19 protein-coding genes are annotated in these 20,773 nt (G+C 68.7%); 11 read left to right on the top strand and 8 right to left on the bottom strand.

Features of this window, described 5'->3' with window-relative positions; translation table 11 throughout:
* Positions 1-44: 44 nt before the first annotated feature.
* From lspA to murJ, 4 genes are all read right to left on the bottom strand, one after another.
* Positions 45-548, bottom strand: a complete 504-nt coding sequence (gene lspA / locus ACVCMB_RS00940; RefSeq protein WP_447105897.1) for a signal peptidase II — start codon at positions 546-548, stop codon at positions 45-47.
* Positions 549-673: 125 nt separating this feature from the next.
* Positions 674-3,535, bottom strand: coding sequence for an isoleucine--tRNA ligase (gene ileS, locus ACVCMB_RS00935; protein ID WP_447105896.1), 2,862 nt, complete (start codon positions 3,533-3,535; stop codon positions 674-676).
* A 100-nt stretch (positions 3,536-3,635) separates the two neighbouring features.
* Positions 3,636-4,589, bottom strand: a complete 954-nt coding sequence (locus ACVCMB_RS00930; protein WP_447105895.1) for a bifunctional riboflavin kinase/FAD synthetase — start codon at positions 4,587-4,589, stop codon at positions 3,636-3,638.
* A gap of 34 nt (positions 4,590-4,623) precedes the next feature.
* Positions 4,624-6,234 carry a murein biosynthesis integral membrane protein MurJ gene (gene murJ, locus ACVCMB_RS00925; protein WP_447105894.1) on the bottom strand — a complete coding sequence of 537 codons (1,611 nt, stop codon included), beginning with the start codon at positions 6,232-6,234 and terminating at the stop codon, positions 4,624-4,626.
* Positions 6,235-6,453: 219 nt separating this feature from the next.
* On the opposite strand from murJ, the gene rpsT reads away from it, so the two are divergent.
* Positions 6,454-6,717, top strand: coding sequence for a 30S ribosomal protein S20 (gene rpsT / locus ACVCMB_RS00920; RefSeq protein ID WP_072760571.1), 264 nt, complete (start codon positions 6,454-6,456; stop codon positions 6,715-6,717).
* A gap of 126 nt (positions 6,718-6,843) precedes the next feature.
* Here the strand turns inward: rpsT and ACVCMB_RS00915 are convergent, their stop codons facing one another.
* The 3 genes from ACVCMB_RS00915 to ACVCMB_RS00905 are packed head-to-tail and all read right to left on the bottom strand — an operon-like array spanning position 6,844 to position 9,234.
* Entirely contained in the window at positions 6,844-7,146 is a 303-nt protein-coding gene (locus ACVCMB_RS00915; protein ID WP_447105893.1) for a DUF6587 family protein, read from the bottom strand.
* 10 nt (positions 7,147-7,156) lie between these two features.
* Positions 7,157-8,992 (bottom strand): ferrous iron transporter B, encoded by a 1,836-nt coding sequence (feoB, locus tag ACVCMB_RS00910; RefSeq protein WP_447099245.1) that lies wholly within the window; start codon positions 8,990-8,992, stop codon positions 7,157-7,159.
* Positions 8,989-9,234: a FeoA family protein gene (locus ACVCMB_RS00905; protein ID WP_395117501.1), complete on the bottom strand. Its 246-nt coding sequence runs from the start codon at positions 9,232-9,234 to the stop codon at positions 8,989-8,991. Before ACVCMB_RS00905 ends, feoB begins: the two co-directional genes overlap by 4 nt.
* Before the next feature lie 114 nt (positions 9,235-9,348).
* Here ACVCMB_RS00905 and ACVCMB_RS00900 point away from each other — a divergent pair, with 114 nt between their 5' ends.
* From ACVCMB_RS00900 to ACVCMB_RS00870, 7 genes are all read left to right on the top strand, one after another.
* Positions 9,349-10,140 (top strand): enoyl-CoA hydratase/isomerase family protein, encoded by a 792-nt coding sequence (locus ACVCMB_RS00900; RefSeq protein WP_447105892.1) that lies wholly within the window; start codon positions 9,349-9,351, stop codon positions 10,138-10,140.
* Positions 10,141-10,156: 16 nt separating this feature from the next.
* A complete protein-coding gene (locus ACVCMB_RS00895; protein ID WP_447105891.1) occupies positions 10,157-10,669 on the top strand; it encodes a cupin domain-containing protein in 513 nt (170 codons plus the stop codon).
* 88 nt (positions 10,670-10,757) lie between these two features.
* Positions 10,758-12,746, top strand: a complete 1,989-nt coding sequence (locus ACVCMB_RS00890; protein WP_447105890.1) for an acetyl/propionyl/methylcrotonyl-CoA carboxylase subunit alpha — start codon at positions 10,758-10,760, stop codon at positions 12,744-12,746.
* A gap of 172 nt (positions 12,747-12,918) precedes the next feature.
* Complete coding sequence (locus tag ACVCMB_RS00885) at positions 12,919-13,821, top strand: hydroxymethylglutaryl-CoA lyase (RefSeq protein ID WP_447105889.1); 903 nt, start codon at positions 12,919-12,921, stop codon at positions 13,819-13,821.
* A gap of 61 nt (positions 13,822-13,882) precedes the next feature.
* Positions 13,883-15,202, top strand: a complete 1,320-nt coding sequence (locus ACVCMB_RS00880; protein WP_447105888.1) for an amidohydrolase family protein — start codon at positions 13,883-13,885, stop codon at positions 15,200-15,202.
* Positions 15,199-15,687, top strand: coding sequence for a GNAT family N-acetyltransferase (locus tag ACVCMB_RS00875; protein WP_447100608.1), 489 nt, complete (start codon positions 15,199-15,201; stop codon positions 15,685-15,687). Before ACVCMB_RS00880 ends, ACVCMB_RS00875 begins: the two co-directional genes overlap by 4 nt.
* A gap of 4 nt (positions 15,688-15,691) precedes the next feature.
* Positions 15,692-16,270, top strand: coding sequence for an N-acetyltransferase family protein (locus ACVCMB_RS00870; RefSeq protein ID WP_447105887.1), 579 nt, complete (start codon positions 15,692-15,694; stop codon positions 16,268-16,270).
* A 99-nt stretch (positions 16,271-16,369) separates the two neighbouring features.
* Here ACVCMB_RS00870 and ACVCMB_RS00865 read toward each other — a convergent pair whose 3' ends face one another.
* On the bottom strand, positions 16,370-16,804 hold the full coding sequence (locus ACVCMB_RS00865) for an RcnB family protein (protein WP_447105886.1): 435 nt from the start codon (positions 16,802-16,804) through the stop codon (positions 16,370-16,372).
* 207 nt (positions 16,805-17,011) lie between these two features.
* On the opposite strand from ACVCMB_RS00865, the gene ACVCMB_RS00860 reads away from it, so the two are divergent.
* The 3 genes from ACVCMB_RS00860 (at position 17,012) to ACVCMB_RS00850 (ending at position 20,700) form a co-directional block, all read left to right on the top strand.
* A complete protein-coding gene (locus tag ACVCMB_RS00860) occupies positions 17,012-17,779 on the top strand; it encodes an SDR family NAD(P)-dependent oxidoreductase (protein ID WP_447099253.1) in 768 nt (255 codons plus the stop codon).
* A 134-nt stretch (positions 17,780-17,913) separates the two neighbouring features.
* Positions 17,914-18,477: an elongation factor P-like protein EfpL gene (efpL, locus tag ACVCMB_RS00855; protein WP_447105885.1), complete on the top strand. Its 564-nt coding sequence runs from the start codon at positions 17,914-17,916 to the stop codon at positions 18,475-18,477.
* Positions 18,478-18,639: 162 nt separating this feature from the next.
* On the top strand, positions 18,640-20,700 hold the full coding sequence (locus ACVCMB_RS00850) for an FUSC family protein (RefSeq protein WP_447105884.1): 2,061 nt from the start codon (positions 18,640-18,642) through the stop codon (positions 20,698-20,700).
* Positions 20,701-20,773 lie beyond the last annotated feature (73 nt).

The following is a 20,773-nucleotide window of genomic DNA, read 5'->3' as shown; positions in this document are numbered from 1 at the left end:
CGCGGGAAAAGGCATCGCCCGCAAGCGGGCTCCCACCAAGGGGCTTATTGTCGCACGCCGTCCGCGGGCTTGCCGGCGAACAGGCCGAACACCACCAGCATCACCGCGCCCACCGTGATGGCGCAATCGGCCAGGTTGAACACCGGATAGCTCCACTGGCGGAAGTACACCTGGATGAAATCGGTGACCTGGGCCGCGTGCAGGCGATCAATCAGGTTGCCGATCGCGCCGCCGACGATGAAGGCCAGCGGCAAGGCGGTGCGCCAGTCGCGCCGCGGCGTGCGCCCCAGCCAGGCCACCAGCACCGCGCTGATCGCCACCGCCAACACCACGAAGAACCAGCGCTGCCAGCCCGCGCCATCGGCAAGGAAGCTGAACGCGGCACCGGTGTTGAACGCCAGCGTCCAGTTCAGGAAGCCCGGGATCACTTCATGCGGCAGGCCCATCGGCTGCAGGGCGCGGATCGCCCACCACTTGCTCAACTGGTCGAGCGCGATGACGGTGACGGACAGCCACAGCCAGGGGAGTGCGTTGGGTTTGGGATTCATGGAACAGGCTCGGCAATGAGAAGTTTCGGCGTTCGGCGCGGGAAGAGCCGGCGGGCGGTGCCCGCCCTACCGCTCCGTCGTAGGGCGGGCACCGCCCGCCGCTCCTGCAATCCACAAAACGTGGTTCAGAACCAGCGACGATCCTCGCCGGGCCCTTCGACGTTGCTGACGCAGCGGCCGCACAGCTCGGGATGCTCGGCGTGGCTGCCGACGTCGTCGCGGCGGTGCCAGCAGCGCACGCATTTGGCGGCATTGCTGACGGTGGCGGAAACCCATGCTTCGGCGCCTTCCACTTCCACCTTCATCGCCTCGTCCGTCCGTGGCGCCAGGGGTGCCAGGGTGAAGTCGGAGGTGATGAAGAAGAAGCGCAGCTCGTCGGCCACCTCGGCGTAGCGCGCCGCGAGTGCGGCGTCGGCATGCACGACGAGCCTTGCCTCCAGCGCCGCGCCGATCTGCTCGGCCTTGCGCATGCCCTCGAGCACGCGCGAGGCGCCGTCGCGGATCGCCAGCAGGTCGGCCCAGTAGCGGCGCTGCTCCGGCGAGGCCTGGGTCGCCGCCAGTCCGTCGTACCAGGTTTCGAACAGCACGCTGTCGCCGCGCTCGCCCGGCAACTGCTGCCAGATTTCCTCGGCGGTGAAGCCCAGGATCGGCGCCAGCCAGCGCACCATTGCCTCGGCGATACGGTACATCGCGCTCTGCGCGCTGCGCCGGCCGCGGCTGTCGGTCGGCATGGTGTAGAGCCGGTCCTTGGTGATGTCCAGGTACAGCGCGCCCAGCTCGTTGGTGCAGAAGTTCTGGACGCGCGCCACCACCTCCGGGAAGTCGTAACGCTCGTAGGCCGCCACCACGGCCTGCTGCACGTCGAACGCCTGCTGCACGGCCCACTGGTCGAGCAGCAGGCTGTCTTCCACCTTCAGCAGATGCTGCGCCGGATCGAAGCCGTCCAGATTGCCGAGCAGGAAGCGCGCGGTGTTGCGGATGCGCCGGTAGCTGTCGGAGACGCGCTTGAGGATCTCGTCGGAAACCGACATCTCGTTGCGATAGTCGGCGGAGGCCACCCACAGGCGCAGCACGTCGGCGCCCAGCGTATCCATCACCTTCTGCGGCGCCACCACGTTGCCCAGCGACTTGGACATCTTGCGGCCGTTGGCGTCCACCGTGAAGCCGTGGGTGAGCACCTCGTCATACGGCGCGCGGCCGTGGATCGCCGAGGAGGTCAGCAGCGACGACTGGAACCAGCCGCGGTGCTGGTCGGAGCCTTCCAGATACATCACCTTGTACTCGTCCGCGCTGCCGCGCTGCAGTTCCGCTCGCTGGCCGATCACGGCGAAATGCGTGACGCCGGAATCGAACCACACGTCGAGCACGTCGGTGACCTTCTCGTAGTCGTTCGCCTGATCGCCCAGCAGCGTGGCCGGATCGAGCGCGAACCACGCATCGACACCGCCCTGCTCCACGATCCTGGCCACCTGATCGAGCAGCGCGACGGAATCGGGGTGCGGCTCCTGGGTGACCTTGTGCACGAACAGCGCAATCGGCACGCCCCAGGTGCGCTGGCGCGAGATGCACCAGTCCGGCCGGCCGGCCACCATGCCGGCGATGCGCTCCTCGCCCCAGCCCGGCACCCAGCGCACGTCCTTGATCGAGGCCAGCGCGGTCTTGCGCAGGTTCGCCTGCTCCATCGAGATGAACCACTGCGGCGTGGTGCGGTAGATCACCGGCGTCTTGTGTCGCCAGCAGTTCGGGTAACTGTGCTCGATCCTGGCGAAGGCCAGCAGCACGCCGCGTTGGCGCAGCACGTCGACGATGGCGTCGTTGGCCTTCCAGATGTGCATGTTGGCCAGCTCGACGCCGTCGGCGGCCGGCGTGTCGGCGTGATACGCGCCGCGCGAACCGACATAGTTGAGCAGGCCGATGCCGTACTCGCGCGCCACCACGAAATCCTCCACGCCGTGATCGGGCGAGGTATGCACCGCGCCGGTGCCGTCCTCGGCACTGACGTGGTCGCCGAGGATCACCGGCACTTCGCGCGGGTAGAACGGATGGCGCAGCATCTGTCGTTCCAGCGCCTTGCCTTCGGCATGGCCGAGCACGGTCGCCTGCTCCATGCCGTAGCGTTGCGCCACGTTGTCGACCAGCGCGCTGGCGACCGCCAGCAGCACGCGGCGGCCGTCGCGCGCCGGCCCTTCGATCAACGCATATTCGAGATCGGCGCCCAGCGACACCGCCTGGCTTTCCGGCAGCGTCCACGGCGTGGTGGTCCAGATCGGGATGGCGACGATGGCATCGCCTGCGTCGACGCCGAATTTCGCGGCCAGCGCCTTCGCATCGACCGCGTCGTAGGCCACGTCGACCGCAGGCGAAACCTTGTCGCCGTATTCGATCTCCGCCTCCGCCAGCGCGGAGGCGCAATCGAAGCACCAGTACACCGGCTTGGCGCCGCGCAGCACGTGGCCGTTGGCCACGATGCGCGCCAGCGCACGCAGCATGTCGGCCTCGTACTTGAAATCCATGGTGCGATAGGGGTGCTCCCAGTCGCCGAGCACGCCAAGCCGCTTGAAGCCGGCGCGCTGCGTGTCGACCTGCTCGGTGGCGTACTCGCGGCACTTCTGCCGGAACGCGGCGGCGTCGAGCTTGTCGCCCGGCTTGCCGAACTTCTTCTCCACCGCGATCTCGATCGGCAGGCCGTGGCAATCCCAGCCCGGCACGTACGGCGCGCGGTAACCGGCCAGCAGCTTGGACTTGACCACCATGTCCTTGAGGATCTTGTTGACCGCATGGCCGATGTGGATCGCACCGTTGGCATACGGCGGGCCGTCGTGTAGCACGAACGCGCGCTCGCGATGGGCAGTCTTCTGCTGGATCTGCGCATAGCGGCCCACCTGCTCCCACTGCGCCAGCCAGCCCGGCTCGCGTTTCGGCAAATCGCCGCGCATCGGGAAATCCGTATGCGGCAGGTTGATGGTGCTCTTGTAATCGTGGGTCATCGCGTAGGTGCCGTTGAAGGTGTTGCGGCCCGCCCATGGGCGGGCAAAGGCTTCTAAGTTAATGGATGCGCGGGCACACGGGAAATACCCGGGACTGCGTTCACGCCCCGACCAGCCGCGGATTCATGCCCAGCAGCTCTCGTGCCCGGCGCGCGTCGAGCGCCATCTGCGCCTTGAGCGGCTCCAGCCCGTCGAACTTCTGCTCGTCGCGCAGCTTGCCGACGAACTCCACCGCCATGCGCTGGCCATACAGGTCGCCCTCGAAGTCGAACAGGTGGACTTCCAGCAGCGGCTCGCTGACCTGGTTCACGGTGGGGCGCACGCCCAGGCTGGCCACGCCGGGCCAGCTGCATTCGCCCTCGCCCAGGCCCACGCGCACCGCGAAGATGCCCAGCACCGGGCTGACCCGATCGCGCAGATGGATGTTGGCGGTGGGATAACCCAGGGTGCGGCCGAGCTGGTTGCCGCGCTGCACCTTGCCGTCAATCACGAAAGGGCGGCCAAGCAGCGGCTCGGCCGCGGCGAACTCGCCCGCCGCGAGCAATTCGCGCACGCGACTGGCCGACACCCGCGCATCGTGCCACTGCACTTCCGGCATCGTGCAGGCGAGAAAGCCGCATTGGGGACCCATCGCCTGCAGCAGCGCCACGTCGCCGGCACGCTTGTGGCCGAAGCGGAAATCCGCGCCCACCCAGACCTCGCGCGCAGCCAGCCGCTCGACCAGCACGCGGCGGACGAAATCCTCGGCCGACATCGCGGTGAGCGCCCGGTTGAAGCGCAGCAGCAGGGCCTGCTGCATGCCGGCAGCGGCGAAGCCGCGCAACTTGTCGCGCACGCTGGAAATCCGCGGCACCGGCCGCGGCGAGAAGAACGCGCGCGGCAGCGGCTCGAAGCTCACTACCAGCGGGCTGCCATCCAGCTCGCGCGCGCGCGCGACCACCTGCGCCAGCAGCGCCTGGTGGCCGCGATGCAAGCCGTCGAACGCACCCACCGCGACCACACTGCCACCGGGCGCCAGGCAAGGGCCGGCGACATCCCTGGAGAGTCTCATCATCGCGCGAGTATATAGAACGGTCGGTGTCGCGGCCTCACGCCGCGCGCAGATCGCGCAGGCGGAAGCCGCCGGCAAACAGGACGGCGACATAACTGGCCCCGCCGGCCAGCACCAGCACGGCCAGATGCCACAGCCGGGTCAGCACCGGCACCCCGTGGACCCAGTCCGGCCACAGCCAGCGGCCCAGCAACAGCACCGCCACCATCACCGCGCAGGCCGCGGCCAGCCGCAGCAAGTGGCGCGACCAGCCCGGCTGGCGCTGGTACACGCCGGCCCTTTTCAGCCAGTGCCACAGCAGCCACAGGTTGACGTAGGCGGCTACTGCGCTGGCCAAGCCCAGCGCCATGTGCAGGCCGGGCACGCGGGCGATGCCATCCAGCCACGACAGCTGCTTCAAGCCGGCCGGCGCCCACAGTTCGAACAGCAGCGCCAGGAAGACCACGTTCAACAGCATGTTGGTCAGCAGCGAAGCCACCGCCGCGCGCACCGGCGTGCGCGTGTCCTGGCGCGCATAGAACGCCGGCAGCAGCACCTTCACCAGCGCGAAAGCGGGCAGGCCGAAGCTCAGCGCGGTGATCGACAAGGTCGCCATGTGCGTGTCGTGCGCGGTCCAGTGGCCATGCTGGAACAGCGTGGCCACCAGCGGCCCGGCCAGCAGCATCAGCGCGAACATCGCCGGGACCGCGATCAGCAGGGTGATCCGCAGCCCCCAGTCCAGCGCCCGCGAGAAGCCGGCGGTGTCGGTGGTGACGTGATGGCGCGCCAGTGACGGCAGGATCACCGTGCCCAGCGCCACGCCGAACACGCCCAGCGGCAGTTCCAGGAAACGATCCGCCTGCGACAGCCAGCTCTGCGAGCCGACCACCAGCAGCGAGGCGATCACCGTGTCGAACAGCAGGTTGATCTGCGCCACGGAGGAGCCGAACAGGGTCGGCACCATCAGCCGCATGATCTTCCGCACCTCCGGATGGCGCCAGCCCCAGCGCGGCAGGGTCAGCAGGTTGAGCTGCCGCAGCGCCGGCAACTGGAACAGCAACTGCAGGATGCCCGCGGCCAGGATCGCCCAGCCCATCGCCAGGATCGGCGTCTGCAGCTTCTTCGACAGCCACAGCGCGCCGGCGATCATGCACAGGTTGAGGATTACCGGCGTCAGCGCCGGCAGCCCGAAGCGGTGGAAACTGTTCAGCGCCCCGCCGGAGAGCGCGGTCAGCGACACAAACAGCAGGAACGGGAAAGTCAGCCGCAACAGCTCGACGGTCAGCTCGAACTTGCGCGGCTCGTCGATCGCGCCGGGCGAGAACAGCACGGTCACCTGCGGCGCGAAGATGATGCCCAGCGCCGTGATCAGCAGCAGCACCCCGCCCAACGTGCCCGACACCCGCGCCATCAGCTCCTTCAGCTGCGCATGCGTGCCCTTCTCCTTCACTTCGGTGAATACCGGCACGAAGGCGGTGGAGAACGAGCCCTCGGCAAACAGCCGGCGCATGAAGTTGGGGATGCGGAACGCCACCCAGAACGCGTCGGTGGCGCCGTTGGCGCCGAACGCGGCATTGATCGACATGTCGCGCACCAGGCCGAGCACCCGCGAAATCATCGTCATGCTGCTGAAGGAGAGCAGCCCGCGGAGCATGCTGGGAGACTTCATGGGCGGCAGTTCTACCTTCGGCGTCGTTCGCACGGGGCGCACAGTTTGACAGCCCGCGCCGGCAGGATCACGGCCCGGTTATGGCAAAATGCCGGCGCCCCCGCCGCCGCGCGCCACGCCGGCTGCGGATAAAGCCGGCCAAGTGATTGACGCGTCGATGAATCGACCGCATAATTGGCGTCTTTTTCCACCCAACACACTGCATCCCGGAGTTCTACCTTGGCCAACATCAAGTCCGCGAAGAAGCGCGCGCGCCAGTCCGAACAGCGCCGCCTGCGCAACATCAGCGCACGTTCCATGGTCCGCACCGCCCTGAAGAAGGTCGTCAAGGCCATCGAGGCCAAGGACAAGGCCGGTGCCATTGCCGCATTCACCGTCGCCCAGCCGGTGATGGATCGCTACGCCGCCCGCGGCCTGATCCACAAGAACAAGGCCGCCCGCCACAAGAGCCGCCTCAACGCGAAGATCCGCGAACTGGCGTAAGCCGGCCACGCGATTCGGGTTGCATGAAACAGCCGGCGCAAGCCGGCTTTTTCGTGTCTGCACGTAGGGCGGGCACCGCCCGCCGCTTCGCCCACACGCCACAAGAGCCGGCGAGCATTGCCCGCCCTACTGCCGCGGGCGGAATTCGAGCGGCATCGCCTCGCCGGGCTGCGCCGCCGCCGGCGGTTTCGGGCCGCAGGCGCCGCAGGTGCTGCAGCCGTCGCTGCAGTCGCCGGTGGCTTCGGTCGGCTGCAGGCGCCGGCCCAACGCCCGCGCCAGGGCGCCGCGGCCGGGCTGGTTGAAATGGATGGAGCCGGCGGCCAGCCAGCGGTTGGTCGTTTTCCGGGCCAGCTTGCGCAGCACGATCCACACGCTGGCCAGCACGGCCAGCGCGATCACCACGTACTGCAGCAACAGGCCGGCACTCATGGGCGGCTCCTCACGTCAGCGCCCTCGTCACCTGGTAGACGATGAACGACGCGGTGTAGGCCATCACGAACATGTAGCCGAACGAGATCGCCACGTTGCGCCAGGAGTCGGTCTCGCGCTTGATGATCGCCAGCGTGGACATGCACTGCGGCGCATAGGCGAACCACACCAGCAGCGACAGCGCGCTGGCCAGCGGGATCTGCCCGGCCAGCGCCTGGCCGAGCCCGCCGGATTCGCCGCCCACCAGGTAGACCGTGGCCAGCGCCGCCACCGCGGTCTCGCGTGCGGCAAACGCCGGGATCAGCGCCAGGCTGATCTCCCAGTTGAAGCCGATCGGCGCAAACACGTACTGCAGGCCGCGCCCGATGTAGCCGGCGAAGCTGTAGTCGATCGCCGGCAGCGTCGCGCCCTCGGGCGCGCCGGGGAAGGTGGAGAGGAACCACATCAGCACGGTCAGGCCCAGGATCACGCCCGTCAGCCGCCGGAGGAAGATCATGCCGCGCTCGTAAAGACCGATCGCCACGTCGCGCAGCTTGGGCACGCGATACGACGGCAGCTCCATCATCAGCGCATGCTCGCTCTTGTCGCGGCGGATGTGCTTCATCACCCAGCCCACCAGCATCGCGCCGAGGATGCCCGCCAGGTACAGCGCGAACAGCACGATGCCCTGCAGGTTGAACACGCCGAACACGTAATGGGTCGGGATGAACGCGCCGATCAGCAGCGCGTACACCGGCAGCCGCGCCGAGCACGTCATCAACGGCGCGATCAGGATGGTGGCGAGCCGGTCGCGCGGGTCGGTGATGCTGCGCGTGCCCATGATGCCGGGGATGGCGCAGGCGAAGCTCGACAGCAGCGGGATGAACGAGCGCCCGGTCAGCCCCACCGACAGCATCAGCCGATCCAGCAGGAACGCCGCGCGCGGCAGGTAGCCCGATTCCTCCAGCACGATGATGAAAAGGAACAGCACCAGGATTTCCGGCAGGAAGCCAAGCACCGTGCCCAGGCCACCGAACAGCCCGTCGTTGACCAGGCTTTGCAGCGGCCCGGCCGGCATCCACGCGGCGACATGCCCGCCCAGCCAGCCGAAGCCGTCGCCGATCGCGTCGGTCATCGGCTTGCCCAGCGAATACACCGCCTGGAACACCAGGAACATCACCACCGCCAGGATCGCCAGACCGAACACCGGGTGCAGGGTCCAGCGGTCCAGTGCGTCGTCGATCTCGGCGGTGACGCGCGGCATCGTCACCGTGGCCGCCAGCAGTTCGCGTACCTGGGCATGCAGGTCGGCGCGGCTGGCGGCATCGCTGGCTCGCCGCGGTGCGGCGGCGGGAACTTCGCCGTCGACCTGTTCGATCAGCGCCTGCGCGCCGCCGCGCTTCACTGCCACGGTTTCCACCACCGGCAGGCCCAGCCGGCGCTGCAGTTCCGACACGTCGATGACGATGCCGCGCGAGCGCGCCGTGTCCATCATGTTCAGCGCCAGCACCACCGGCCGGCCGAGGCGCTGGACCTCCAGCACGAAACGAAGGTGCAGGCGCAGGTTGGTGGCATCGGCCACGCAGACGATCAGGTCGGGCACCGCCTCGCCCGGATAGGTGCCGGCGCAGATGTCGCGGGTGATCTGCTCGTCCGGGCTGTTCGCCTCCAGGCTGTAGGTGCCCGGCAGGTCGAGGATCTGCAGCAGTCGGCCGGACGGCGCCATGAACCGCCCTTCCTTGCGTTCCACCGTGACGCCGGCGTAATTGGCCACTTTCTGGCGCCCGCCGGTAAGCAGGTTGAACAGCGCCGTCTTGCCGCAATTCGGATTGCCGACCAGGGCAATGCGCAGGGTCGATGCGCTCACGCAGCCACCCCAGTGCGCACGCTGACCCGCGCCGCCTCGGCAAGCCGCAGCGCAAAGCGCGTGAAGCCGATCTGGATCAGCACCGGGTCGCCGCCCATCGGGCCGACCGCCACCACCCGCACCGGTTCGCCGTCGACAAAGCCGAGGTCGCGCAGGCGCTGGGCGATCGGATCGGCCGCATGCACATCGAGCACGCGTTCGACCACGGCAAGGGCACCCTTGGGCAATTCGGACAGACGCACGGGCGGAATCCAAACAAGAATGGTTCGCATTGTATTCCTTTGCCCCTGCGCCTGCATCACGCCGGTGGTCGCGGCGCGCTGCGTTTATCATCGGGTTATTTGCCGGGACGACCGATGACCGACTCCATCCTCAACGAGCGCCGCGGCGCCGTGGCCTGGCTCACCCTGAACCGGCCTCAGGTACACAACGCGTTCGACGACAACCTGATCGCCGCGCTCACCGAGGCGCTGGCCCGGGCCGACGCCGATCCGGCGGTCCGCTGCGTCGTGCTCAGCGGCAGAGGCAGCACGTTTTCCGCCGGCGCGGACCTCCACTGGATGCGCGGCATGGCCGCCGCCAGCGAGCAGGAGAATCGCGAGGACTCGCTGCGCCTGGCGCGGCTGATGCGCAACCTGCAATTCCTCTCCAAGCCGACCATCGCGCGCGTCAACGGCGCGGCCTATGGCGGCGGCGTGGGCCTGGTCGCCTGCTGCGACATGGCGATTGGCGTCGAGGGCGCCAAGTTCGCGCTGTCGGAAGTGAAGCTGGGCCTGGTGCCGGCGGTGATCTCGCCCTACGTGATCGCCGCAATCGGCCTGCGCGAGGCGCGCCGGTGGTTCGTCAGCGGCGAGGTGTTCGACGCCGCGGAGGCGCAGCGCATCGGCCTGCTGCACGCCGTGGTGGCGGGCGCGGAACTGGATGAGGCGATCGAGCGCCAGCTGCATTTCCTCGCCAAGGCCGGTCCGCTGGCCCAGCGCGAAGCCAAGCAGCTGGCGCTGCGCATTGCCGGTGCCGATCCGGCCACGGCCGAGCGCATCGACACCCAAAACGCCGAGCTGATCGCCCGCCTGCGCGTCTCGCCGGAAGGCCAGCACGGCCTGGGCGCGTTCCTCGACAAGCGCGCGCCGTCATGGGTCACCGGTTGACCACGGAGCCACGAGCATGACCAGACCGATCCTCAACCTTGCCGACGTGGTGGTGCAATCCGCCGCCGACACGCCGATCCCCGTCGGCCTGCCACAAGGCGCCACCGCCGAACGCTACGACCTGCGCTGGGGTGAGGTCGCCAGCCGTATCGGCGCGCGCCAGCTGGGCTGCAACCTCACCGTGGTGGCGCCGGGCAAGCGCGCCTGCCCGTTCCACAGTCACCGCGCCGAAGAGGAGATGTTCATCATCCTCGAAGGCAGCGGCGAGTTGCGCTATGGCGCCGAGCGCCACCCGGTCCGCGCCGGCGACATCATCGCCTGCCCCACCGGCGGTCCGGAAACCGCGCACCAGATCATCAACACCGGCGCGGCGGAGATGCGCTATCTCGCGATCAGCACGCAGTCGCCGGCCGAAGTATGTGAATACCCCGACTCGGCCAAGTTCGGCGCCTTCGCCGACGGCACGCCGGGCCGCTTCCGCCACCTCGGACGCCTCGCGGATGCGCGCGATTACTGGGAAGGCGAATAACGCCTTTGCTGCGCCGCGCAGCGGAGAAACATCGCGCATCTGCTAACTTTTGAAGGCTTTGCACCGACCGTCTGGCCAGGGAAATCGCATGTTCGAACGTGTACTGATCGCCAACCGCGGTGAAATCGCCTGCCGCGTGATCCGCACCTGCTGTCGCCTCGGTATCCGCACCATCGCGGTGTACTCGGAAGCCGACCGCGACGCACAGCACGTGCGGCAGGCCGACGAGGCCTTGCCGATTGGCGGCCCGCTGCCGGCCGAGTCCTATCTGCGCATCGACGCCATCCTTGACGCTGCGAAAAAGAGCGGCGCGCAGGCGATCCATCCCGGCTACGGCTTCCTCTCCGAGAACACGGCCTTTTCGCGCGCCTGCAAGGACGCCGGCATCGTGTTCATCGGCCCCGATCCGGAGAGCATCGAGGCGATGGGCTCCAAGGCCGCCGCCAAGCAGCTGATGGCCAAGCACGCCGTGCCGCTGGTGCCCGGCTACGACGGCGACGAGCAGGACAACGCCTGCCTCGCCGAACAGGCGCATGCCATCGGCTATCCGCTGATCATCAAGCCCTCGGCCGGTGGCGGCGGCAAGGGCATGCAGATCGTGCGCTCGGACGCCGAGTTCCCCGAGGCGCTGGCCACCGCGCAGCGCGTGGCGCAGGCCGCCTTCGGCGACGCTTCGATGCTGCTGGAACGCTACGTGGAGCACCCGCGCCACATCGAGTTCCAGATCTTCGGCGACCGCCACGGCAACATCATCCACCTGGGCGAGCGCGAGTGCTCCGCGCAGCGCCGCTACCAGAAGGTGCTGGAGGAAACCCCCTCGCCCTTCCTCACCCCGGAAAAGCGTGCCGCCATGGGCGCCGCCGCCGTGGCCGCCGCGCGCGCCGTGAACTACGTGGGCGCCGGCACGGTGGAGTTCATCGTCGGTCCCGCGGGCGATTTCCACTTCATGGAAATGAACACCCGCCTGCAGGTCGAGCATCCGGTCACCGAGCTGACCCACGGCGTGGACCTGGTGGAATGGCAGCTGCGCATCGCCGATGGCGAACCGCTGCCGCTGGCCCAGCAGGACGTGGTCTCGCACGGCCACGCGATCGAGGTACGCCTGTACGCCGAAGACCCCGACCAGAACTTCCTGCCCGGCTCCGGCAAGCTGCAGTCGCTGCGCTTGCCGACTCCCTCGCAACACGTGCGCCTCGACGGTGGCGTGGTCGAAGGCGACACGGTGACGATCTTCTACGACCCGATGATCGCCAAGCTGATCGTGTGGGACGGGGATCGCCCGAAGGCGCTGCAGCGCATGCGCGAGGCACTCGCGGCATGCGAGATCATCGGCCCGAAATCCAACATCGCCTTTCTCGAACGACTGGTGCGCCATCCGGCCGTGGTCGAGGCCCGCATCGACACCGGCTACCTGGATCGCCACCTGGACGAATTCCTGGTCGGCGACGCGGCTCCTGCCGAGGGTGCGCTGTTTGCCGCCGCGACCGCCGTGCTGCTGCACGACGAATCGCACGTGGCCGGCAACGCGGCCGACCCGCATTCGCCCTGGGCCCGCGCCGACGCATGGCGCGTCGGCCACGCCGGCAAGCGCATCGTGGCGCTGGCCTGGCGCGACCAGCGCTTCGAGATCGAGGCGCGCGGGCACGCCGGCAATTATCAATTGCGCCGCGCCGAAACGAACTGCGAGGTGCAAGGCGCGCGCCTGTCGGACGACAACCTCGGCGCCCGCTTCGATGGCGAAGCGCGCCGCGTGCCGTTGCACGTCGACGCCGCGCACGTGCTGCTGCACGACGCCCACGGCCAGCGCTACAGCCTCGGTCGCGCGGCCGCGTTCGCGTGGGAAGCCAAGGACACCGCCGGTGGCAACCAGGTGATCGCGCCGATGCCCGGCCGCATCGTGCTGGTGAAGGCGCAAGCCGGCGACGCAGTCGAGCAGGGCCAGGAACTGCTGGTGATGGAAGCGATGAAGATGGAACTGGCCTTGAAGGCACCCCGCGCCGGCACCATCGAGAGCGTGAATGCCGCGCAGGGCGAGTTTGTCGAGGCCGACGCGGTGCTGGTCCGCTTCGCCGAGTAGCTTCTAAGCCCCTCTCCCAGTGGGAGAGGGGTTGGGGTGAGGGTTCGGCCGGAGCGAAATGTCCGCATTAGCCTCGCACCCTCATCCGCCCCTTCGGGGCACCTTCTCACCCCAAGGGGACTCCTTTCAGTCGCCGGAGGGAGAAGGACATCGCGTCCTCCGGAGCTTTTTCATGAACACCTCCAACCACGTCCGCATCGTCGAAGTCGGCGCCCGCGACGGCCTGCAAAACGAGAAGACGTTGCTGCCGGCCGAGGTGAAGATCGCACTGATCGACCGGCTCTCCGCCACCGGCCTCAAGACCATCGAGGCGACCAGCTTCGTCAGCCCCAAGTGGGTGCCGCAACTGGCCGACGCCGCCGAGGTGTTCACCGGCATCCGCAAGGTGCCGGGCGTGAGCTACCCGGTGCTGGTGCCGAACCTGCAGGGCTACCAGCGCGCGCGCGCAGTCGGCGCCACCGAAATCGCCGTGTTCACTGCGGCATCCGAAGCGTTCAACCGCAAGAACATCAACGCCTCGATCGACGAGTCGATCGAGCGCTTCGTCCCGGTGATGGAACAGGCCCGGGCCGACGGCATGCAAGTGCGCGGCTACGTCTCCACCGTGCTCGGCTGCCCGTACCAGGGCGAGGTGCCGGCAAGCGACGTGGTGCGCGTGGCGCGACGCCTGCACGAGCTGGGCTGCCACGAAATCTCGCTGGGCGACACCATCGGCGTCGGCACGCCGGCGAAGGCGCGCGCGATGCTGCACGCGGTGGCGCAGGAAGTGCCGATCGCCGCGCTGGCCGTGCATTTCCACGACACCTACGGCCAGGCCCTGGCGAACATCCTGGCCTGCCTGGAGGAAGGCGTGCGCGTGATCGACAGCGCGGTCTCGGGCACCGGCGGCTGCCCCTACGCGAAGGGCGCCACCGGCAACGTGGCCAGCGAGGACGTGGTCTACATGCTGCACGGCATGGGCATCGAGACCGGCATCGACCTCGACCTGCTGATCGCCACCGGCGCCTGGCTGGCCGCGCAACTGCACAAGGAAACCGCCAGCCGGGTCACCCGGGCACGCACCGCCGCGGCCTGAGCCACTCGCGAAATCCCGACGGCGATCACTATCATCGGCTTTCGGTTGACGAGACGAAGCGATGCGCACGAGCCTGATGACCTGGTGGGGGGCGGCAGCGGCACTGCTGATCCTGCTCTGCAGCCTGTCCGCCGGCGCCGCCACGCCGACGGGCGACTGGTTGCTGCTGCCCGAACGTGTCTGGACGGCCGACGGCGATGCCGCGCATGCCGGCTGGGCGGTGCTGGTGCACGACGGCATCATCGCCGCGGCCGGTCCGGCCACCTCGATCCACGCACCGGCCGGCGCCCACCGCGTCGAACTGCCCGGCGCCACGCTCACGCCGGGCCTGATCGACCTGCACTCGCACCTGTTCCTGCATCCGTACAACGAGACGCTGTGGAACGACCAGGTGCTGACCGAGCCGCAGGATTACCGCACGCTGCTGGCGGCGAAGCATGCGCGCGACACCTTGCTTGCCGGCTTCACCACGCTGCGCGATCTCGGTACCGAAGGCGCCGGCTACGCCGACGTGTCGGTCAAGCGCGCCATCGACGAAGGCCTGATCCCCGGCCCGCGGCTGTTCGTGGCCACCCGCGCGATCGTCGCCACCGCCAGTTACGGCCCCGGCCCGCGCGGCTTCCGTCCGGACATCACCCTGCCCGGCGGCGCGCAGGAAGTCAGCGGCGTCGATGCAGCGATGGCCGCGGTACGCGAACAGGCCGCGCGCGGTGCCGACTGGATCAAGATCTACGGCGACTACCGGGTCGGTCCGGACGGCGCTACCGCGCCAACCTTCACCGCCGCCGAACTGAAGGCGCTGGTCGACACCGCGCACCAGATCGGTCGCCCGGTGGCCGTGCACGCCGCCAGCGACGCCGGCGTGCGCATGGCGGTGGAGGCCGGCGTGGACAGCGTGGAACACGGCTACGGCGCCAGCGAGGCCACTTTCAGGCTGATGAAGCAGCACGGCATCGCCTACGAGCCCACGCTCACCGCGGTCGAGTCCACCGCGGAATATTTCCAGCATTACGTGCCCGGCAAGAGCGAACCGACCGAGCGCATGCGCGAAGCCGACCACGCCTTCCGCACCGCGCTGAAACTGGGCGTCACGATCGGCAACGGCAGCGACGTCGGCGTGTTCGCGCACGGCGAGAACTGGCGCGAGCCGGCAGCAATGGTGGCCGGCGGCATGACGCCCGCGCAGGCATTGCACGCGGCCACCGACGTGGCGGCAAGAATCCTGCGCCAGTCGCAGCGCTTCGGCCGCATCGCACCCGGCCTGGCGGCCGACCTCGCCGCGTTCAGCGGCGATCCGAGCACGCAGATCGACGCACTCCAGCATCCGGTCTTCGTGATGAAGGCCGGCCTCCCCTATCTCACTCCCGACCACACCCCATGAGCGAAAACTTCCTGATCCGCCCGATCGCACCGGGCGACAACGCGGCGATGGCCGCGATCATCCGCGCCGTGATGCCCGAGTTCGGCGCCGACGGCCCCGGCTTCGCGATCCATGACGCCGAAGTCGACACGATGTACGAGTCCTACGCACAACCGCGCAGCAGCTATTTCGTGCTCGAGCGCGACGGCACGGTGATCGGCGGTGGTGGCGTCGCGCCCTTGCAAAACGCGGAGCCGGACGTGTGCGAGTTGCGCAAGATGTATTTCCTGCCCGCCGCACGCGGCATCGGTGCCGGCACGGCGATGATGCAGCGCTGCCTCGACGCGGCCCGCGCGCACGGCTTCCGGCGCTGCTACCTGGAGACGCTGACCGGCATGGACGCGGCGCAGGCGCTGTACAAGCGCAGCGGCTTCACCGCGCTGTGCGCGCCGATGGGCGGCACCGGGCATTTCAGCTGCGACCGCTTCTTCATCCGCGAGCTGTGAGCCCATGACACCCATTCGCACTGCCCGCGACGAAGACGCCGCCGCCATTCACGCGATCTACGCACCATCGGTCAGCGACGGCGTGGCCACCTTCGAAACCGGACTGCCCGGCGTGGAAGCCATGCGCGAACGCCTGCGCGCGCGCCTCGAACACTACCCGTGGCTGGTGTGGGAAGAAGCCGGCGAGGTGCTGGCCTACGCCTACGCCGGCCGCTTCCGCGAACGCGCCGCCTATGACTGGATCGCCGAGACCTCGATCTACGTGCGCGCCGACGCACAGCGCCGCGGCATCGCGCGCCAGCTGTATGGCGTGCTGCTGGACGTGATGCGGCTGCAGGGCATCACCCAGGCCGTCGGCGTGATCACCCTGCCCGGGGTGGCCAGCGTGGCGATGCACGAGGCGATGGGCTTCACGTCGACCGGCGTGTGGCGACAGTGCGGTTACAAGCTCGGCCGGTGGTGGGACGTGGGCGTATGGCAGAAGGAGCTGCAGGCGGCGAATCCGCCCGCGCCCGTCACCCCTTTCCCGCAGTTGCCACAGGCCACGCTGCAAGAGTTGCTGGAAGACCACCCGAACACGTAGGGCGGGCACTGCCCGCCTTGCGCTCCTGCATATCTGCGCCGATTTGCCTGAAAAAAAACGTGCCCACGAATGCGGGCACGCCTTCACGGTCAAGCCGGCTTACTGGTTGAGCAGCAGGTCGACGATCACGCCGGTGGCGATCGCCACCAGCAGGAAGTCGCCACTGTCGCTGCGCACCCAGTGGTAGCCACGCGGCGGTTCCCGCAGGCGGGCGTCGCGCCAGTCGTACACCACGTAGCGGGTGCTGCGGTATTCCACCGGCAGGTAGCCGCCGCGCTTGTACCAGCCCTCGTGGCGACCGCGGTCGTGCCAGTTCTTGTAGCGGCCATGGCCGCGACCGTGGCCACGCCCCTGGTCGTTGTCGCGATCGTAGCGCACGTAACGGTCGCCATCATGGTCGTAGCTGCGGTCACGGTCGTTCTGCCCGTGGCGATCGCGGTCGTGGCCCCGACCGTGTTCCTGCGCCAATACGGGGCTGCCGGCCAGCATCAGCATCGTGCCGCATGCAACAGACAGAGCAAGCAACTTTTTCATGATGGATCTCCACTTGGTGGGCCAGGAACCGCGTGCATCGTACCGACAACCGCCTGACGATGCTGTGCGGTCAGACGACACGCTGGTGCCGACACCCCCAACCGGGCATGAATCGGCCAGCCGGGCGTGTTTTGCGTTCAGCCTGCAGCATACGCGGCGGCTCGGCTACCATTGGCGGCTTTCCGCATCCGTTTCGGGGGATCACCCATGCAGCTCGATCAGGTCAAGGCCATCATCACCGGCGGCGCCTCCGGTCTCGGCCACGCGGTGGCGCAGCATTTCGTCGCCCACGGCGGCCGCGTCGCACTGTTCGACGTCAACGACGAGAAGGGCCAGGCCGCCGCGAGGGAACTGGGCGACGCCGCCCGCTTCTTCCGCACCGACGTCACCTCCGAAGAGGGCGTGGCCACCAACGTGGCCGCTGCACATCACGCGCTGGGCGGACTCAACGTGGTCATCAACTGCGCCGGCATCCTCGGCGCGGGCCGCGTGCTGGGCAAGGAAGGCCCGATGCCGTTGGCCAACTTCTCCGGCACCGTGATGGTGAACCTGGTCGGCAGCTTCAACGTGGCCAAGGCCGGCGCGGCGCTGATGCAGAACAACCAAGCCGGCGAGGACGGCGAGCGCGGCGTGATCATCAACACCGCCAGCGTCGCCGCCTACGAAGGCCAGATCGGCCAGGCCGCCTATTCGGCATCGAAGGGCGGCGTGGTCGGCATGACCTTGCCGATGGCGCGCGAACTGGCGCGCTTCGGCATCCGCGTGGCGACGATCGCGCCGGGCATCTTCTGGACCCCGATGGTCGACGGCATGCCCGAGGCCGTGCAGCAATCGCTGTCCGCCTCGATCCCCTTCCCCTCGCGACTGGGCCGGCCGGACGAATACGCCAGCACCGTCGCTTTCATCCTGGGCAATCGCTACATCAACGGCGAGACGATCCGGCTGGACGGCGCGGTGCGGCTGGCGGCGAAGTAGCCGCCAGGGAATAGGGAATGGAGAATAGGGAATAGGAAAAGCCGGTTCCCGCCACCCTGCCCCACTGTCGCCCAGTACCGCTCTCGCCATTCCCTATTCCCTATTCCCCATTCCCTATTCCCGGCCCCAAACCCATGAAAGCTTCCGACGTAAAGAAAGGCAACGTGGTCGAGCACGACGGCACCGTCTACCAGGTGCGCGACATCGAGCGCAGCGCGCCCACCGCGCGGGGCGGCAACGTCACCTTCCGCTTCACCATGTATTCGATTCCCGGTGCGCGCAAGTACGACCTCAGCCTGCGCGCCGACGACGACCTGAAGGAAATGGACCTGGTCCGCCGCGCGGCGAATTTCTCCTACATGGACGGCGACGCGTTTGTGTTCATGGACGCGGAGGATTACACCCAGTACCTGCTTTCGCCGGAACTGGTCGGCGACAACGCCGGCTACATCGTCGAGGATATGGAAGGCTATTACGTGCAGTTGATCGACGACGCCCCGGTCGGCCTGCAGGTACCGACCAGCGTGGTGCTGACCGTGGTCGATACCGCGCCGGAAATGAAAGGCTCCAGCGCCACCAAGCGCAACAAGCCTGCCAAGCTCAACACCGGCATCGAAGTGCAGGTGCCCGAGTACATCAGCGTCGACGAAAAGGTGTGGGTTAACACGCTCACCGGCGAGTTCGCCGGCCGGGCTTGAGCAACCTCAAACCGTAGGGCGGGCACCGCCCGCCGCTCCCGCCACCGTGCGCGGCGGGACGAAGAGCCGGCGGACAGTGTCCGCCCTACCCCGGCGATTCGCGGGCACGGGCAGCACGGCTTTTTGCGATACTCGTTTTCCGCTCCCCGCGGCGCCCTCTCCATGTCTTCCAACAGCTATTCGCTGCGCGCCCACGCGATCGAAAGCCTGACCCAGGTCAAGCGGCCGAACGTGCCGTGGCGGGTGGTCGTGCGCAACACCGCTGCCGTGGTGCTGCCGCTGGCTGCCGGCATGGCGACGGGCCACCAGACGATCGGCCTGGCGGTGGCCAGCGGCGCGTTGAATGCGATGTTCTCCGACCAGCCCGGGCCGTATCGCCAGCGCCTGCGGCAGTTGCTGCTGAACGCGCTGGCCGCGGGCCTGGCCTCGCTGGCGGGTTTCCTGCTCGGCGACCAGTTGCTGCCACTGCTGGCGATTACGGCGGCGCTCGGTTTCTTCGGCGGCCTGCTGGTGGTGTTCGGCCCGGACACGGCACGCGCCGGCATGACCAGCATGATCCTGCTGGTGATCACCGCCGCCACCCCGCAGCCGCTGCCCGGCGCACTGGGCGGCGCGGCGCTGATCTTCGCCGGCGGCCTGCTGCTGGCCGCGTTCTCGCTGGCGGCGTGGCCGCTGCAGCGCTACTGGCCCGAGCGCCATGCGCTGGTCGAGGTGTACCGCGGGCTGGCCACGCTGGCGCGCGAAACACGCCACGACGCCACCGACGTGCCGGCGCTGACCGAGGCGATGACCACCCTTCAGCAGACCCTGCTGGGGCGCCACCGCGCCCACGGGCGCGCGATGGAAGCCTTTGGCGTGTTGCTGGAACTGGCCGAGCGAATCCGCCTGGAACTCACCGCCATCGCCGAGCTGCATGCCGGCCCTGCCTTGCAGGCCGGCTTCCGGGATGGCGCGGCCGAGGTGCTCGCGGCGATTGCCGACGCGCTGGAGCACGGCGATTCGCCCGCACGCGCCGACACGCTGCTGCAGGCCCTGCGCGCGCGGCACGACGAGGGCGACGGGTTGGCGCCGCATCGGGATGCGCTGATCGGCCAGCTTGCGGCAGCCGTGCGCAACGCCGACTGGGCCGGCAGCCGCGGCGAGCTGCGCGCCAGCGCAGCGGAAACGCGCCTGCCGGCGACCCTGCGCAGCACGGCGATCCGGGCCACCCTGCGCGCCAGCCTCACGCCGCGCTCGGTGGCGTTCCGCCACGCCATACGCATGGCAGTGTGCCTCACCGCAACGCTGGCGCTGTCGCGCTGGCTGGATCTCCCGCACGGCTACTGGGTGCCGATGACGGCGGCGATCGTGCTGCGCGCGGATTTCGCCGCCACCTTCAACTTCGGCCTGTTGCGCGTGCTCGGCACCGTGCTCGGTCTGGTGCTTACCACGATGTTGCTGTCCATCACGCCCGACCAGCCATGGGCGCATCTCGCCCTGATGGCCGTGCTGTGCATGGCGTTCCGCTACCTGGCCGGCGCGCATTACGGCATCGCGGTGGCCGCACTGACCGGCACCGTGGTGATCCTGCTTTCGTTCGAGGGCGTGGCGCCCGATGCCGCGGTGCTCGACCGCGTGATCGACACCGCGCTGGGCTGCGGCATTGCGCTGTTCGCCTACGTGGCGTGGCCGACCTGGGAGCGCAGTCGCGCGCGCGAGGCCCTGGCCAGCATGCTCGACGCCTATGCTGATTACCTGGGCCACCTGGCCGGATGCGGCGGCGTGGTGCGCGGCGAAATTCGCTCCGCCGCACGCACGGCCCGGATCAATGCGCAGGCGTCGATCGAGCGCATGCGCAGTGAGCCGGCGACGCCTCCTGCGTTGCTGGCGCTGGCACGCCAGCTGCTCGCCAACGGCAACCGGCTGGCGCGCACCGCGATGACGCTGGAAGCGATGCTGGGCGACCTCGCCAGGTTGCCGCCGTCGACCGGGCTGGCCGACTTTATCGGGGAATGCATCCGCGCACTGCATGCCATCTCCGACGCGTTGCGCCAGCAGGCACCGCTCACCGGGCTGCCCGACCTGCGTGCCGCGCAACGCGCGCTGGTTCGCCGCACTGCGGGCGCGGACGCTGCCAGTGTCGACCTGCTGGGCCGCATCAGCGATCGCCTGGTGGACAACATCGATACGCTTGCCCACGTCATCAACCGCCACCGGCCCGAGCCGGCCCTGCCCGACCGGTAGAAGCGCACCCTGCGCGCGCTGGATCCTCCCGTGGCGAAAGAGCTCGCGCACAAGGTGCGCTCCCGCAAAAACC

Source organism: Rhodanobacter sp. UC4443_H10, assembly GCF_052978325.1.
Note: the sequence above shows the minus strand (reverse complement) of the source record. Positions and strands in the feature narration are given on the sequence as shown.